Origin of the sequence: Aliiroseovarius crassostreae (assembly GCF_049803815.1) — a bacterium.
GTDB classification, from domain to species: Bacteria; Pseudomonadota; Alphaproteobacteria; order Rhodobacterales; family Rhodobacteraceae; genus Aliiroseovarius; species Aliiroseovarius crassostreae_A.
The window spans coordinates 218,036-233,442 of the sequence record NZ_JBNAGI010000005.1 but is presented as its reverse complement, the minus strand read 5'-3'; the positions used below and the strand labels follow the sequence as shown (position 1 = coordinate 233,442).

Annotated in this window: 15 protein-coding genes; 7 read left to right on the top strand and 8 right to left on the bottom strand. The window is 60.2% G+C overall.

Annotation, left to right across the window (positions count from 1 at the left end; genetic code table 11):
• Nucleotides 1-810: a M48 family metalloprotease gene (locus tag ACP15V_RS14185; RefSeq protein WP_424944361.1), complete on the top strand. Its 810-nt coding sequence runs from the start codon at nucleotides 1-3 to the stop codon at nucleotides 808-810.
• 81 nt (nucleotides 811-891) lie between these two features.
• Here ACP15V_RS14185 and ACP15V_RS14180 read toward each other — a convergent pair whose 3' ends face one another.
• Both ACP15V_RS14180 and ACP15V_RS14175 read right to left on the bottom strand, forming a co-directional pair.
• Complete coding sequence (locus ACP15V_RS14180; protein ID WP_424944360.1) at nucleotides 892-1,812, bottom strand: manganese-dependent inorganic pyrophosphatase; 921 nt, start codon at nucleotides 1,810-1,812, stop codon at nucleotides 892-894.
• 108 nt (nucleotides 1,813-1,920) lie between these two features.
• Nucleotides 1,921-2,448 (bottom strand): dihydrofolate reductase family protein, encoded by a 528-nt coding sequence (locus ACP15V_RS14175; RefSeq protein ID WP_424944359.1) that lies wholly within the window; start codon nucleotides 2,446-2,448, stop codon nucleotides 1,921-1,923.
• A 167-nt stretch (nucleotides 2,449-2,615) separates the two neighbouring features.
• On the opposite strand from ACP15V_RS14175, the gene ACP15V_RS14170 reads away from it, so the two are divergent.
• The 4 genes from ACP15V_RS14170 to groL all read left to right on the top strand — a co-directional run bounded on the left by ACP15V_RS14170 (nucleotide 2,616) and on the right by groL (nucleotide 6,658).
• Nucleotides 2,616-3,266: a DUF2161 domain-containing phosphodiesterase gene (locus ACP15V_RS14170; protein ID WP_424944358.1), complete on the top strand. Its 651-nt coding sequence runs from the start codon at nucleotides 2,616-2,618 to the stop codon at nucleotides 3,264-3,266.
• Nucleotides 3,267-3,345: 79 nt separating this feature from the next.
• The gene (locus ACP15V_RS14165) at nucleotides 3,346-4,452 is read left to right on the top strand and encodes a cytochrome-c peroxidase (protein WP_424944357.1); all 1,107 of its coding nucleotides are present in this window, start codon (nucleotides 3,346-3,348) and stop codon (nucleotides 4,450-4,452) included.
• Between the two features lie 217 nt (nucleotides 4,453-4,669).
• Nucleotides 4,670-4,957: a co-chaperone GroES gene (locus tag ACP15V_RS14160; protein WP_424944356.1), complete on the top strand. Its 288-nt coding sequence runs from the start codon at nucleotides 4,670-4,672 to the stop codon at nucleotides 4,955-4,957.
• 51 nt (nucleotides 4,958-5,008) lie between these two features.
• On the top strand, nucleotides 5,009-6,658 hold the full coding sequence (groL, locus tag ACP15V_RS14155) for a chaperonin GroEL (RefSeq protein ID WP_424944355.1): 1,650 nt from the start codon (nucleotides 5,009-5,011) through the stop codon (nucleotides 6,656-6,658).
• 196 nt (nucleotides 6,659-6,854) lie between these two features.
• On the opposite strand, the gene ACP15V_RS14150 is transcribed toward groL, so the two are convergent.
• A complete protein-coding gene (locus ACP15V_RS14150) occupies nucleotides 6,855-8,018 on the bottom strand; it encodes a hypothetical protein (RefSeq protein ID WP_424944354.1) in 1,164 nt (387 codons plus the stop codon).
• 203 nt (nucleotides 8,019-8,221) lie between these two features.
• On the opposite strand from ACP15V_RS14150, the gene ACP15V_RS14145 reads away from it, so the two are divergent.
• Both ACP15V_RS14145 and ACP15V_RS14140 read left to right on the top strand, forming a co-directional pair.
• The gene (locus tag ACP15V_RS14145; RefSeq protein ID WP_424944353.1) at nucleotides 8,222-9,370 is read left to right on the top strand and encodes a hypothetical protein; all 1,149 of its coding nucleotides are present in this window, start codon (nucleotides 8,222-8,224) and stop codon (nucleotides 9,368-9,370) included.
• A 147-nt stretch (nucleotides 9,371-9,517) separates the two neighbouring features.
• Nucleotides 9,518-10,279: an esterase/lipase family protein gene (locus ACP15V_RS14140; protein ID WP_424944352.1), complete on the top strand. Its 762-nt coding sequence runs from the start codon at nucleotides 9,518-9,520 to the stop codon at nucleotides 10,277-10,279.
• Between the two features lie 176 nt (nucleotides 10,280-10,455).
• On the opposite strand, the gene dtd is transcribed toward ACP15V_RS14140, so the two are convergent.
• From dtd to ACP15V_RS14115, 5 genes are all read right to left on the bottom strand, one after another.
• Entirely contained in the window at nucleotides 10,456-10,893 is a 438-nt protein-coding gene (dtd, locus tag ACP15V_RS14135) for a D-aminoacyl-tRNA deacylase (protein WP_424944351.1), read from the bottom strand.
• 15 nt (nucleotides 10,894-10,908) lie between these two features.
• Entirely contained in the window at nucleotides 10,909-12,024 is a 1,116-nt protein-coding gene (locus ACP15V_RS14130; protein WP_424944350.1) for a primosomal protein N' (replication factor Y) - superfamily II helicase, read from the bottom strand.
• A 67-nt stretch (nucleotides 12,025-12,091) separates the two neighbouring features.
• Entirely contained in the window at nucleotides 12,092-13,231 is a 1,140-nt protein-coding gene (locus ACP15V_RS14125; protein ID WP_424944349.1) for an SPFH domain-containing protein, read from the bottom strand.
• A gap of 31 nt (nucleotides 13,232-13,262) precedes the next feature.
• Nucleotides 13,263-14,234: a DUF2927 domain-containing protein gene (locus tag ACP15V_RS14120; RefSeq protein ID WP_424944348.1), complete on the bottom strand. Its 972-nt coding sequence runs from the start codon at nucleotides 14,232-14,234 to the stop codon at nucleotides 13,263-13,265.
• Nucleotides 14,235-14,241: 7 nt separating this feature from the next.
• Nucleotides 14,242-15,405 carry a toxic anion resistance protein gene (locus ACP15V_RS14115; RefSeq protein ID WP_424944347.1) on the bottom strand — a complete coding sequence of 388 codons (1,164 nt, stop codon included), beginning with the start codon at nucleotides 15,403-15,405 and terminating at the stop codon, nucleotides 14,242-14,244.
• Nucleotides 15,406-15,407: the final 2 nt, after the last annotated feature.

The window sequence follows — 15,407 nt, the reverse complement described above, 5'->3', positions numbered from 1 at the left end:
ATGGTAGAGATTTTCCGATCAGGTCACCGGTTTGGTATTGCGGCACGGGCGGGCAAGTTGGCGCTTGTTGCGGTGTTGGTGTTGGCTGGATGTACCACCTCAACCGAGGTGCCACAGGCGCAGCAAAACCACCAAAACAAGGCGCAAGAGCTGTATCAGGCCGCGCAAAATGACAACGCGGGCAAACTGTCGCGCGGGGCCGCGGTGGCCCGGTTCAAGCGGGTCATGCCCCGGGTGCGACGGGCAGGCGAGACGTACTGCCGGTCGGTGCGCCCGGGGGGAAGTACGGCGTTTTGCAATGTCGATTTTGGCATCGATCCAAAACTGAACGTGCCCAACGCCTATTTCACCTTTCAAAACGGGCGGCCTGTTGTACGGGTGTCGGTGGCGCTGTTGCAGGAAAGCGGATCGGATGACGAGGTCGCCTTTGTGCTTGCCCATGAATACGGACATATGTTGGGCCAACACATCCAGAAAAGCGTGCAACAGGCCCAGGCCGGTGCGTTTATCCTGGGGGCACTGACCGCAGCGGTGGGCGGAGATGCTTCGGCGATTGATGCCAGCATGGATCTTGGTGCCGCCGTGGGCGGGCGCGCTTACTCGCAGGACTATGAGCTGGAGAGTGATGTACTTGGCACCCGCATCGCCTATGCGGCGGGATATGATCCGGTGAAGGGGCTGAAGTTTTTCACCCGGGCCGCCAAGAAAGGCGCGCGCAACGGGGGCAGTTTCTGGTCCACCCACCCGCCGGATCGCCGCCGGGTCGCAACCGTGTTGGCCGAGGTGGAGCGGATCAAGGCGGGGCGGTGATCGCAGCTGCCACATAAGAAAAGGCCCGCGCAAGTGCACGGGCCTTTTGTCATTTTCCCAAGGGCGGTGACTACACCGGGATTACACAGCCAGGTTCGGGATGATTTGTTTCTTGCGGCTCATGATGCCGGGCAGAACCACAGTGTCGCCCTCAACGGTGGCACCAAAGCTTTTCTCGGCCACGCCCTTCACCAGATCGTTCGGCACAAACAGGGTGGCCTCTTCGTTCAGGATGTCGACGACAAACAGCAGCACCTGATCCAGACCGTCTTCCTTGGCGACCTCGGGGAAAGCGGCCATCAGTTCGTCCTTGCGATCCAGGATCATCTTGGGCGCGGTGGTTTCCAGAACGCCGACGCGGAATTTCACACCGTCCACTTCGTATTCTTTCGAATCAAGGCGGCAAAGCTCGGCGGCCGAAAACGCCGACACATCCGATTTCGCTTCGAACATCTCAGACGCGTAGGCCGGGATGTCGATGCCCAGATCAGCGGCCAGTTTTTCAACAACGGCGCGGTCGTGATCGGTGGTGGTGGGCGAGCGGAATTCCAGCGTGTCCGACAGGATGCAGGTCAGCGCCGCGCCTTTGATGTTGTCGGGCATCTTGGCCGCGTCGTCCCCCATCAGGTCGATCATGATGGTGGCGGTGCAGGCCAACGGACGGATGGTGATGTCGATCGGACCTTTGGTTTCCAGACCGCCCACCAGTTTGTGGTGGTCGATGATCGCCTGCACATCCGCGCCATTGATATTGGCGGGCAGTTCGGCGGGGTTGTTGGTGTCGACCACAACGCAGGCCTGATCGTCGGCCAGGTCTTCGATGATCTCGGGCATGTCAAAGCCCCAGCGCTCGACCATGAACTGGGCTTCGGTGTTGGGGGTGCCCAGCAGCACGGGCTTGGCGTCGATCCCTTTCACTTCGTTCAGATACCAGGCCCAGACGAGGGGCGAGCCGGTCGAGTCGGTGTCGGGTGATTTGTGGCCGAATACGAGGGTGGTCATTTTGGTTTGTCCGTCTTGATGAGTCACTGATTTTTGCCTGCCTTATAAGGCGCGCGCCCGCCTTTGTCACCTGCTGCGTTGCAGCATTCTCAGCGGGCGCACCCTGTGTCAGCGTGTCAGTTCCAGCAAAGTGACGCCGCTTGCATAAGGCGTCACAGATTTGGTGCGCCATTGCGTTGTCAAAGGCGCCTCAGCAAACAGCGGCACACCGTCGCCCAATGTGATCGGCGCGGACTTCAAGATCAGCCTGTCGATCAAACCCTGCTGCAAGAGCCAGCCAGCGAACTGACCGCCACCGCATAGATAGATCGGCATACCCTTTTGGGCCCGCAACGCCTCCAGATGGCGCAACCAGTTGGACGTTACGACCGTGACGTCCGCCCCGTCCGGCAGATTGATGGTGGTGGAGAAGATGTGGTGATCCATGTGTGGATAGGCGCGGGCGCCCGGTTCCAGGCCGAAGCCATATCCGTATTCATAGGTGCGCCGCCCCATGATCACCGTGCCATATCCGGCCAGTCGATCAAAATAGGGGGCAATGTGATCGCCCTCGCCGGGGAAGGCCGAAGCATCTCCGCCGGGGGCTGCAATAAAACCGTCAAGGCTGACGGCAACGTCATAAATGATCTCACGCATGAGGTATCCTGTCGTGTGAATGTAAACCGACCCTGAAAGGGGAACTGAAGCGGGGGGTTTACGTGATCACTGGCAGGGCACTCCTCTTGCGTCTGGAAAGTTTAGCCAAGCGTTGGGCGTTCGTAAATCCCTTGGCGCATGCCCATCGTTGACGTTAGAAAGGCCACATGTCTAAACCGACGGAAACCGATCTTTACGCCCCGGTGAAAACCTGGCTGGAAACGCTGGGCTATGAGGTGAAATCCGAGGTGTCCGGGGCGGATGTTGTGGCGTTGCGCGACGGGCAAGACCCGCTGGTGGTGGAACTCAAGACCGGATTTTCCCTGACCCTTTTGCAACAGGCCGTGGCGCGACAGGCGATCAGTGATCATGTGTACGTGGCTGTACCGCGCTGGGCGGGCAAAGCGGGCTGGCGCGCGTTCAAGGGCAATATTGGCCTGTGTCGGCGCCTTGGGCTGGGCGTGCTTTCGGTGCGCCTGAAAGACGGGTTTGTGCAACTGCATTGTGACCCGGCCCCTTTCCAGCCCCGCAAATCCAAGGTGAAATCCGCGCGGCTTTTGGGGGAGTTTGCCCGGCGCGAAGGCGACCCGAACATTGGCGGCACCAATGGCAAGATTGTCACCGCCTACCGTCAGGATGCCGAGAAACTCGCCACCCATCTGGCCGAACATGGCCCGATGAAAGGGGCGGATCTGGCCAAGGCGACGGGGATCGCCAAGGCCACCACCATGATGGCGGCAAACCATTATGGCTGGTTCGAACGGGTGGGGCGCGGCATATACGGGCTGACGGATGTGGGCCGGGCGGCAATAATCTGACTGTTTTGATCAGGATCAATTCCCTTTCGCGAAAATACCCTATACGAAGGGGGTGCCCCGCGCCAGTTGAGGAGTTCCCATGCGCCGCCTTGCCCTTTTGATCGGTCTGATCACCGCCACACCCGCCGCCGCTTTTGACACGCTGGAGGCGCTGGGCGAGGCGCTGTTTTTTGACGTGAACCTGTCGAAGAACCGCACCCAAAGCTGTGCCACCTGCCATGATCCGGAATTTGCCTTTGTCGATCCGCGCGGGCCGGTGTCGCTGGGGGATGACGGCGAAAGCCTGGGCGGGCGCACCGCGCCGACCGCGGCCTATGCAATGATGACACCCGAGTTTCGCAAGCTTGATGATGGCGCCTGGGTTGGCGGAATGTTCTGGGATGGGCGCGCGCCGGATCTGGCCGGGCAGGCGGGTGGGCCGCCTCTGAACCCGATCGAAATGGGGATGCCGGACAAGGCGTCGGTTGTTCTGCGCCTGCAGGAAAACGCCGATTATGTGACCAGTTTCAAGGCGCTGTTCGGGCAGGAGATCTTTGCCGATGACGCCGCCGCGTTCGACGCGATGACCCAATCCATTGCCGCGTTTGAGAGCACTGACCTTTTTGCGCCCTTTGACAGCAAATATGACCGGTTCCTGCGCGGCGAAGCCACGCTGACCGACGAAGAAGAGCTGGGCCGTCTGCTGTTCTTCTCGCAGCAATTTACCAATTGCAACCAATGCCACCAGCTGCGCCCCTCGCCCATCGCGGCGGATGAGACCTTTTCGAACTATGAATATCACAATATCGGCACGCCCAAGAACCCCGCGCTGAAGGGGCTGTTGGGGCCAACCGGCGTCGATGGCGGGTTGATCCAACACCCCGATGTGGTCGACGCCAAAGCGTCTGGCCGGTTCAAAACGCCGACCCTGCGCAATGTGGCGGTGACCGGGCCTTACATGCACAACAGCGTGTTTCAGGATCTGCGCACCGTGATCCTGTTCTACAACCGCTACAACACCACCAATCCGGGTCGTCAGATCAACCCGGAAACCGGGGCCCCCTTCGGCCCGCCCGAAATTCCGATGAACCTGTCCAATGACATCCTGACCGACGGACCTGCGCTGGATGACAAACGCATCGACGCGCTGGTGGCCTTCTTGAAAACCCTCACCGATCAGCGCTATGAACACCTGTTAGAGGAGTGAGCGTCGCCTTCACTTTCCCGGCAGAAGAAAACGGGGGCTATCGTTCAAATTTCCGGCATTCCCCCTGTTGACACCTCCCAGTCCCATGCCTAACTGTTTCGCCGTTAGCACTCTCTGAAGGTGAGTGCCAAAACGCCCGCCGTCAGGTCCCTGTTGGGACACGCAGACGGGCCGGGTGTAGGAACTGAAACGAAACTGAGCTTAGGGAGCCTCAGAAATGGCATTTACTCCGCTGCATGACCGCGTTCTGGTCCGCCGTGTTGAAAGCGACGAAAAAACCGCAGGCGGCCTGATCATCCCCGACAGCGCCAAAGAAAAACCCGCAGAAGGCCTGGTTGTGGCCGTGGGGGCAGGCGCCAAGGACGACGACGGTGATCGCATCGCCATGGACGTCAAAGAAGGCGACAAGATCCTGTTCGGCAAATGGTCCGGCACTGAAATCACCATCGACGGTGAAGAGCTGCTGATCATGAAAGAATCGGACATCATGGGCATCCTGTCCTGATCCGACCCTTCCAAACTGACCTGATTACAAAGAATTCTAGGAGCAAGCATCATGGCTGCTAAGGACGTAAAGTTCGATACCGACGCCCGCAACGCAATGCTGCGCGGCGTCAATGTTCTCGCTGACGCTGTCAAAGTGACCCTGGGCCCGAAAGGCCGCAACGTGGTTCTGGACAAGTCGTTCGGCGCCCCGCGCATCACCAAAGACGGTGTGTCTGTCGCCAAGGAAATCGAGCTGGAAGACAAGTTCGAAAACATGGGCGCACAGATGGTCAAAGAAGTGGCCTCGCGCACCAATGACGAAGCTGGCGACGGCACCACCACCGCCACCGTTCTGGCCCAGGCCATCGTGCGTGAAGGCCTGAAACAGGTTGCTGCCGGCCTGAACCCGATGGACCTGAAGCGCGGCATCGACCTGGCCACCGCCAAGGTTGTGGAAGCGATCAAAGCATCGGCCCGCGACGTGAAAGACAGCGAAGAAGTGGCGCAGGTTGGCACCATTTCCGCCAACGGCGAAGCCGAGATTGGCCAGCAAATCGCAGACGCGATGCAAAAAGTTGGCAACGAAGGTGTGATCACCGTTGAAGAAAACAAAGGTCTGGAAACCGAAACCACCGTTGTGGAAGGCATGCAGTTCGACCGCGGCTACCTGTCGCCCTATTTCGTGACCAACCCGGACAAGATGATTGCCGAGCTGGACGACTGTCTGGTTCTGCTGCACGAGAAGAAACTCTCGTCGCTGCAGCCGATGGTTCCGCTGCTGGAACAAGTGATCCAGTCGCAAAAACCGCTTCTGATCATTGCCGAAGACGTGGAAGGCGAAGCGCTGGCGACCCTCGTGGTGAACAAACTGCGTGGCGGTCTGAAAATCGCAGCCGTCAAGGCCCCGGGCTTTGGTGATCGCCGCAAGGCCATGCTGCAGGACATCGCGATCCTGACCGGCGGCCAGGTGATCTCGGAAGATCTGGGCATGAAGCTTGAGTCGGTCACCATGGACATGCTGGGCACCGCCAAGAAGATCGAAATCACCAAAGACGAAACCACCATCGTTGACGGTGCTGGCGAGAAAGCCGAGATCGAAGCCCGCGTGGCCCAGATCCGCACCCAGGCCGAGGAAACCACCTCGGATTACGACCGTGAAAAACTGCAGGAACGCGTGGCCAAACTGGCTGGCGGTGTTGCCGTGATCCGCGTTGGTGGCATGACCGAAGTGGAAGTGAAAGAGCGCAAAGACCGTGTGGACGATGCCCTGAACGCGACCCGCGCGGCCGTGCAGGAAGGCGTGATCGTCGGTGGCGGTGTTGCCCTGGTTCAGGCTGGCAAAGCCCTGGACGGTCTGGAAGGTGCGAACTCGGATCAGAACGCTGGCATCGTGATCGTGCGCAAGGCCATCGAAGCCCCGCTGCGTCAGATCGCTGAAAACGCAGGCGTTGACGGTGCTGTTGTGGCTGGCAAAGTGCGCGAAAGCGACGACACTTCCTACGGCTTCAACGCACAGACCGAAGAATATGGCGACATGTTCTCCTTCGGTGTGATCGACCCGGCCAAAGTGACCCGGACCGCTCTGGAAGACGCGGCCTCGATCGCTGGTCTTCTGATCACCACCGAAGCCATGGTGGCCGACAAGCCGTCGAAAGACGCAGGCGCCGGTGGCGGTATGCCCGACATGGGCGGCATGGGCGGCATGGGCGGCATGATGTAATCAGAATTCGCCCCGCGAATTCTGATGGCGTCAGGCGAATTCCCAACGGGAAATCGCCGAGAGCTACCCGGCGACAGGTGATGTCTCGGCAGAGAAATCACCGAGAGCCAAACAGCCTAAAGATCTAGTGCAAAGGCGCCCCACGGGGCGCCTTTTTCATGTGTGAGAGTGGGGGAGGTGGCGGTTTGCCCCCGGCCTAGACGTCCAGTCGGATACCGTAAGTGTTGGTCGTGGTGATGGGCTTCCCGGAATACTCCGGATCAACATAGTCCGTGTCCGGGAACAGGAAACCCGCTGTCTCGACGCCGCTTTCCACCACAAAGGCCGCGAGCACAGTCAGCCCATCCTCTGGCATCACCGCCCCGCGGGCCTGCACGTTCAGATCCGAAACCGAGGGGGGATCTGCGCTGTCGGTTTGCACAAGGTAGTCAACGGTATTGTAGGTCCCGGCCTGAATCGTTCCATCCGCCAAGGTAACGCTTTCCGATACGGTCACCTTCATCAGATGCACATACCCTTCCAGATCTTCGTCGATCGAAACCACCAATTGGTCGTCGGCCTCATAGGGGCTCAGAAGGTTGTCCTGCAAAAGCTCATGTGAGGGCATGATGGCGTCTGCTGGCGGTGTGATGCCGCCATCATCATCAGACAGGCCCGCGGTTTCAAAACTCTCGCCCTCTGCAACCTCATCGACCATCACATAGATCCGGTCACTCTGACCATCCGGGGTGCTTTCCACCTGGATTGTATTGGTGGTCCAGATGGTATTGGCCCCTTGGCCCGCGACCAAAGTGTCGATGTCATATGACGGGTCCCCCACCTGTTCCCCCGCATCGTCAAACAGCGAAATGGTGAAGCCGTCTGTGCGGTAATCCCAGTTCGCGGTTGCGTCCGACATATGCACGTCAAAGGATTGATCCAGCAAAGGTCCGGCCCCTGGTTCATCCGGGTCGGTCTCCCATTCAACGGTGTAGACGAAGCTGGACTGATCCGCGAAATCAAATTCATATTTTGCCATGCCATTGGCCGCATCGCCGCTTTCCGCGACAAGATGATCAGCAAGGGCATAGCTGGTTTCAATGCCCTCGGCATCGGTCAGGACAATGGTCTCGGCGCTTAGAACCGGGTCACCCGACGCGGTGATCGTTGCGCCCGATGTGGGTCCCGGGCCCCCATCAGAAAGGTCACCCGTCTCTGGGGCTTCATCGTCGCCCTCTACAGAGTCATCTCCGGCTGTGCCGCCATAGTCCACGGGTACCGGGGTGTCGTCGACGGTGTCCCCCTCATCCCCAGTGTCATCAGAAGGGACAATCATCGACAGGCCGGCAATGCCGCCGATCAGAAATAGCAGAGAAAGCATGTGCAAATCACTCCAACAATCGAAATCTGAAATGGCCAGAAGATTGGCCTTGGTCGCTAAAATTCAATTTAAATCTGGCGAGATTGTGAATGTTCCGTGGAGATCTGGCGACGATTTTGGAAAATATCGGGATCGGGTCTTACAACCCGGTCAGATTGCCCCTATGTTAACGCCCATAACATCAACATCTGGCGGGGACAGCCATGTTTCGAACTTTACTGATTTCCCTTCTGACCCCTGTGATCGGTCTGGCGGCCCTGCCCGCCAGCGCGCAAGAGGTCTATCGTTTCGGCAATGACGCCTATATGGCCGGGGACAATGTCACCCTGTCGGGCGAGGCGGTGGATGATGCCTTCATCGCGGGCAATACCGTGGTCATCTCTGCCCCGGTCGAAGGCTCGGCCCATGCGGGCGGGCGATCCGTTTCAATCTCTGGCCCCGTGGGCAACAATGTTTACGCGGCGGGGATGAATGTGAATGTGGCCGCCGGGGTGGGCGGCGACGCCCAGCTGGCAGGTGACACCGTGCTGGTGGCCGCACCGGTGGCGGGTGACCTTCGTGTGGCAGCGCAGCGCGTTGAAATCACCGGATCGGTCGGCGACAGCGCGCTGGTTGCGGCGGAAAACATCCTGTTGACCGAGGTGATTGCAGGGGATGCCAGCTTTGCCACCGACAATGTGTCCTTTGGGGAAAATGCCCGGATCGAAGGCACGCTTTACCTCTATTCCGAAGATGTGGACGCGATTGAGGTGCCGGAAACTGTGATCCCCGCCGAGCGGATCGAACGCCACGCCGCGAGCGAGTTTGACGGATCGGCCGACCCCGACGGAGGGGCCACGTCAGCGCCGACCTCCACCGGGGGCTGGATGTCCTGGTTGGGCGGCCAGATCGGGTCGATCCTGACCCTGGCGGTGCTGGCCAGCATCGTGGCCTATTTTGCCCCCGGGTTCTTGATGGCGCTGCGCGACCGCACCCTCGAAAGCCCGTTCCGGGCGATCTGGATGGGGTTCTTGTCGGTCTCTGCCCTGGCCGGTGCGCTGATTGTGCTGGCGATCACCGGCTATGGCATTCTGCTGGCGCCCTTCGCCGTTTTGGGGGCGTTGCTTCTGGGGGTCACTGGCTATGTGATCGGTGCGTATCTGTTGGGTGTTGGGGCCGTGAAACTGGCGGGTCAACCGCTGCCGGTGACCTTCCCCGAGCGCGCCATTGCGGCGCTGGCCGGGGCGGTGTCGATCACGGTGCTGGCCCTGATCCCGGTGGTGGGCTGGCCCCTGGTGGTCGCGGTTGCCTTGGCCGGGGCCGGGGCGCTGGTGATCCGCTGGATCGCGCCCGGGTTTTACACCGAGGTCTGATCCCGGTTTGTCCTGTTGAAAAGGGGCGTCCATGCGGCGCCCCTTTGTCTTGCCGTCGCGGGGCATTGATGGGCGAAGGACCGCAAATGTTTGATCTTTGCACCGTGCCCCCTCGTATCGCGCCGCGAAGCGCCCTATCTAAGGGGCATGATTAGACAAATCCCTTTTCGCCTTGCCGCCAGTTTTCTGTTTGGCCTGATCGCCGCCACCCCGGCCGTGGCTGAATGCGTCGTATTGTTGCACGGTTTGGCGCGCTCTCCGTCTTCGCTTTGGGTGATGGAAGAGGCGTTGGAGGTGGAAGGCTATAAGGTCGTCAACCTGGGGTATCCGTCAACCGAAGCGAAGATTGCAACACTGGTCGAAACCGCCATCCCCCCCGCATTGGACGCCTGCGGAGAGGAGCAGATCCACTTCGTAACCCATTCCATGGGCGGCATCTTGGCGCGGGTCTGGTTGCAGGATAATCGCCCCGCTCAGATGGGGCGCGTGGTGATGATGGCCCCTCCCAATCACGGATCTGAACTGGTTGATGAATTTGCCACGCTGGAACCGTTTGAATGGATCAATGGCCCGGCGGGGAAGCAGCTGGGCACCGGGCCGGAATCGGTGCCCAACAAGACGGGATTGCCCAATTTCGAACTGGGCGTGATTGCCGGGAACCGGTCCCTGAACCCGATCTATTCCTCGCTGATCGAAGGGGAAGATGACGGGAAAGTGTCGGTGGAAAACACCAAGATCGAGGGCATGGCCGATCACATCACCCTGCCGGTCACGCATACGTTCATGATGACCAATCCGCTGGTGATTGCGCAGACCATCACCTTTTTGCAATCCGGGCAGTTTGACCATGATCTGACACTGGGTGCGCTTTTGGAACGGGTGGCGCGCGAAGCCGGATATCTGGAGTGAGAGGCGCCCCAACGTGTTCCTGCGCCTGGTCGGTCTCGCGCATCTGGGCCTGACTGGGCTTGACGTAGGCGACCGCGCGCGCATTTCGAAGAAAACTAGAAAACTAGAAAACTAGAAAACTAGAAAACTAGAAAACTAGTTTTCTAGTTTTGTTAAGCGCGCATGAATGGGTGGGGTCAGATTTCCATCCAGATCGTGACCGGGCCATCATTGACCAAAGACACTTTCATATCCGCGCCAAACTGGCCCTGCGCCACCTCCAGCCCCTGCGCGCGCAGCTGATCCGCGAAATACGCGTACAGGCGATTGCCCTCGTCGGGCTTGGCCGCCGTGGAAAACCCGGGTCGATTGCCGCGCGATGTATCTGCCGCCAATGTGAACTGGCTGACCACCAGCGCCGCCCCGCCAATGTCTTTCACTGACCGGTTCATCTTGTCATTTTCATCTTTGAAAATGCGCAACTTGGCAATCTTGGCGGCCAGTTGATCGGCATTGGCCTCCTCATCCCCCTCCATCGCGCAGATCAGGATCAACAGCCCCGCGCCGATCTCGCCAATCACCTCATCGTCCACCCGCACGGCGGCCTCCGAGACCCGTTGGATCAATGCACGCATGTTCTTCCTCGTCTCTTACTGGTTTTGCGCCACCACATAGCCCAGGACACCGGCGACAATCAGCCCCAAAATCACGGCGATGGTGATTTTCACGGCAGAATACGGCCGTTCGCCCTGCACCCGGCCACTTTGGCCGTTGACCACAAAGCGATAGGTCTTGCCGCGGTATTTGTAGGCCGCCAGCCAGACCGGCAACAGGATATGTTTGAAGGTCACATCCGACAGTTTGGTGTCCAGCGAGGTGACCCGCTGCCGATCCCCGCCAATGTCGAACTTCACATCACGCAGGATCACCCGATCCATATGGTCGCGGGCCTCGGCAAAGCCATCCGGCAGTTCCACCGTATAGCCTTCGGCCTGAAACCCGGCCAGATATTCCGGGCTGTAAGGCTCCAGCCGGGACAGGTCCCAGGGGGCCAGCGCATCGGTATAGCGCTTCGGCAGGCCGCGCGAGGCCAGCACCAGCACATCGTCAAAAAACCGCGCCACCCGGCCCGATCGGGCTGACCAGCGGGTTTTGCGCTGGCGCCGGGTCTGGCGCTTGCCATCCACCATCACCGTGCGTTCGACGTAATAATCATCGCCGCGCTGGCCGGAATAGGCGGTGCGCGTGTCGGCGTCATAGGTCCAATAGGGCACATAGATCCCGTGTAGACGCCGCCCCTTGCGCGCATAGTCCTGAAGGCCATTGGGGGCAAACCACAGCCGTCCCAGCCAATGGGTCATCGCGTCACGCGCCGCCTGTTCCGACAGAACAAATGGCGCCACGCCCTTGGGTTTGATCTGCCGTTGGGTGCCGGTATCCGCCACAACCGGGGTTGCACAAAACGGGCATTCAGCGGCGTGGATCTGCGGGTCAAATTCGAACACTGCTGCACAATTCGTACAAGAGGTGGCGCGGGTCACCTCGGTCTCGGCGTCGGGCAGGCTGCGCGACAGGGCGGCCTGATAGTCCATCTCGGTGATGGCCTGCGGCGGGCTGCTCTCTTGCATCGGGATCTGATTGCCGCAATGATCACAGGTCAACCCGCCCCGGTCCGGGTTGAACCGCAGATCCGCCCCGCATTGATCACAAGGGAAACGATGTTCGTCCAAAGGCGCTTTCGGAACGTCCTCAGGCGGGTATGACATGGGGCAAGGCCTTTAATTCATAAGGGAAATGCCGGAGGAGAGCCCCCTCCGGTCAGCAGACATCAGATCAGGCGCCCGGCGGCGGGGGCGGGGGCAGGATGGTGAAAAGCTGCGCCAGCTCTGCCACATCTTCGGCCCGCTGCCAGCCACCCTGACCGGGGGTCCAGACAAACGTGTCGCGGGTCAGGCTGCCATCTGCGGCCATCCGGCCCAGTTTTGCCTTGGAATAGGGCCCCTTGGTTGCGCCGTCTTCCGCCAAATGCCAGACTTTCTCAACCGGCGGGGGCGGTGGGGCAACCGGTGCGGATTGCGGGGCAGGGGCCGCTTGGGTCGGGGCCGTGCCCCATGGGCCGTTTTGCATCCCTCCGGCCATCCCGCCAGCCATGGCCATGCCCATTCCGGCCCCCATGCCTGCGCCCATGCTTGTGGCCATGGCCGAGCCATCTGCGCCCATCGCCTCAGCCGCATTGAACTTCATGTAATTGTCCAGATTGCCGGCAATCCCCATCGAGGTGCGTTTGTCCAGTACCGCTTCGACTGCGGGCGGCAGGCTGATGTTTTCGATATAAAATTCCGGGATCGACAGGCCATATTCGGCAACAATGCCAGAGATTTCGCGCGCCACGATTTGCCCCAGATCATGGGTGTTGGCGGCCATATCCAGCACCGGAATGCCTGCGCTGGCGATCACGCGTGAAAACGCCTGCACGATGATATTGCGGATCTGATAGCTGATCTCATCCATGGTGAACTCGCCGTCTGTTCCGACAATCTCGGTCAGGAAACGAGCGGGGTCCGTCACGCGCACCGCATAGGTGCCAAAGGCGCGAATGCGGGTCGGGCCAAATTCCGGGTCACGGATCATGATCGGGTTCTTGGTGCCCCATTTCAAATCGGCAAACCGGGTGGTGTTGACGAAATAGATCTCGGATTTGAAGGGGGATTTGAACCCGTGATCCCAATGGTTCAGCGTGGTCAGGATCGGCATATTGTTGGTCTCGAGCATATAAAGCCCGGGGGTGAACACATCCGCCAGCTGCCCCTCGTGGATGAACACGGCCGATTGCCCCTCGCGCACGGTCAGCTTGGCCCCGTATTTGATCTCATGCCCTTCGCGCTCAAACCGCCAGACCATCGTGTCACGCGTGTCATCGACCCAATGGATCACGTCGATAAATTCACCGGTCAGAAAGTCAAAAATTCCCATCTGTCTTCTCCTTTGTGGGGGCAGGCACGGATCAGGCCGCACCGCCGCCCGTCAATTCCTCAGCCATCCGGCGCACAATTGGCGCGGCCTCCTCGGCGCTCATTCCGGGGGTCAGGCGCGGGTCGTAAAGCATCTTCAAAAGCTGCTCGTCATGGGTGGTCAGAAGGCCAAATTCCTCGTCATCATTGAAGATGGACGGGCGGGCCTGCGGGCTGTCATTGGACAGGCCCAGCCCCTGCGCGATCTCTTCATGATAGCACCCTTTGCGCATCAGGTCGGGATGTTCCGCCCGCACCACGGCAACCGCCTGCTGAAAGCGCCCCGTCCCACCCGTGTCATTGGCCAGCACCAGGCAATATTCCTCGCGCCGCATGTTCACCACAGCATTCAGCGCGGCCGGGCTGATCCCCGGCACAAGGCGCTTCAACTCGGGGCCAAAATTGCGCAGCTCGTCATTGTTCAGAACAAAAACCCGGAAATTGCCGGTTTTCACCCCCGGGGAGGTCATCGAAATCGGGTGGCCGGTCACCCGCGCCAAACGGGCGGCATACCGCGCCACAAAGGCACGATCCTTGATCCGCGTGTCCGGATCAACCGAGGCCCCGAATTGCAGCGACAGGCGCACCGGACGATCCCAGCGGTTCAGGTTTGACCGGCTTTCGCGCGCCACCAGAGCATTCCCGGCCCGCGAATATTCCTGATAAAACGCAATACGTTGAAAGTTGCGGGCCAGCATCGCACCGGTAAAGGGCACATCCGCCCCCCCACCATCCGTGCGCAGCAACCCCTGGGTCAACAGGCTGCGTTCCACCGCGCCGTAATAGCGCCGCAGCGCCAGGCTTTCGCTCGACGGCTCATAGGCCACGGGGGTGGGTCTTGGCTGTGGGGCGGGCGAGCGTACCGGCCCCCCCTGATCCACACAGGCCGACAGGGCCAGTGACAGCACCAGCCCCCTTATGCCCCAATGTGACACAACTTTTTGTTCAGCGATACGCCTGCCCATTCTCACCTCAGCTTGCGTCGGCAGAGGCCGGTTTGCGGGCGCGGGCGGCGGCCAGCGTTGCCTTCAACTCGGCTTCCATCTTGATCAGTTCTTCTTCCGCCGCGGCCCGTTTTGCCTTGCCCTCATCGGCAATGCGCAGGCTGTCTTCGATCGTTCCAATCAGGTCTTCGTTTGCGGCCTTGATCGCCTCGATGTCAAACACGCCGCGCTCCATCTGTTCGCGCACCAACTCATTGGCTTCGCGCAGGTTCGACGCGTTGGCCGTGAGCAGCTCATTGGTCAGGTCGGTGGCATCTTTCACCGCCGCGGCGGCCTCGGTGGAGCGTTGAATGGTCACCGCCTGCGCCAGTTGCGTTTCCCACAGCGGCACGGTGTTGACGAGGGTCGAATTGATCTTTGTCACCAACGACTTGTCGTTTTCCTGCACCAGACGGATCGAGGGCAGCGATTGCATTGTCACCTGACGGGTCAGCTTCAGATCATGCACCCGGCGTTCCAGATCGTCGCGCGCAGCGCGCAGGTCGCGCAATTCCTGCGCCTTCAGCACGCCTTGCTCTTCGGGGGCGGCGGCCAGTTCGGCCTCTTTCGCCGGGATCACATCGGCATCCAGCTGGTCCAGCTTGGCCTCACCCGCCGCGATGTAAAGCGCCAGCTCGTCATAAAACTCCAGCGTCTTTTCATAAAGCTTATCAAGCGATTTGATGTCTTTCAAAAGCGTATGCTCATGGCCCAGCAGATTGTCGGTGATCTTGTCGATCTGGCCTTGCACATCTTCAAACCGCGCCATGAATTTCGCCGCCGGCGCCGCACGGCCCAGCAGTTTTTCCCACCACGACCGTTTGCGCCGCATATCCAGTTCCGAGACCGAAAAGCCCCGGATGGTGGTGACCATATTGCGCAGCCCATCGCCCGCCGGGCCCAGGTCCTTGTTGCGCACCCCTTGCAGCATGTCCTGGCTGATCACCTGCAATTCGCTTTGCGCGGCGGATCCGAACTCGATGATCGACTGGCTGTCGCCCATGTCAATCTCATCCATGCGCGCCTCGATCGCGGCGCGATCTTTCCCCTCGGCCTCACTCAGGGGCACAAGGTCGCCCATCGGTTCGGGCAGGGTGACGGCCGTCACCTCTTCGAGCTCTTTCACCTGGGTCTCGCTTGGCAAAGTCGACATAT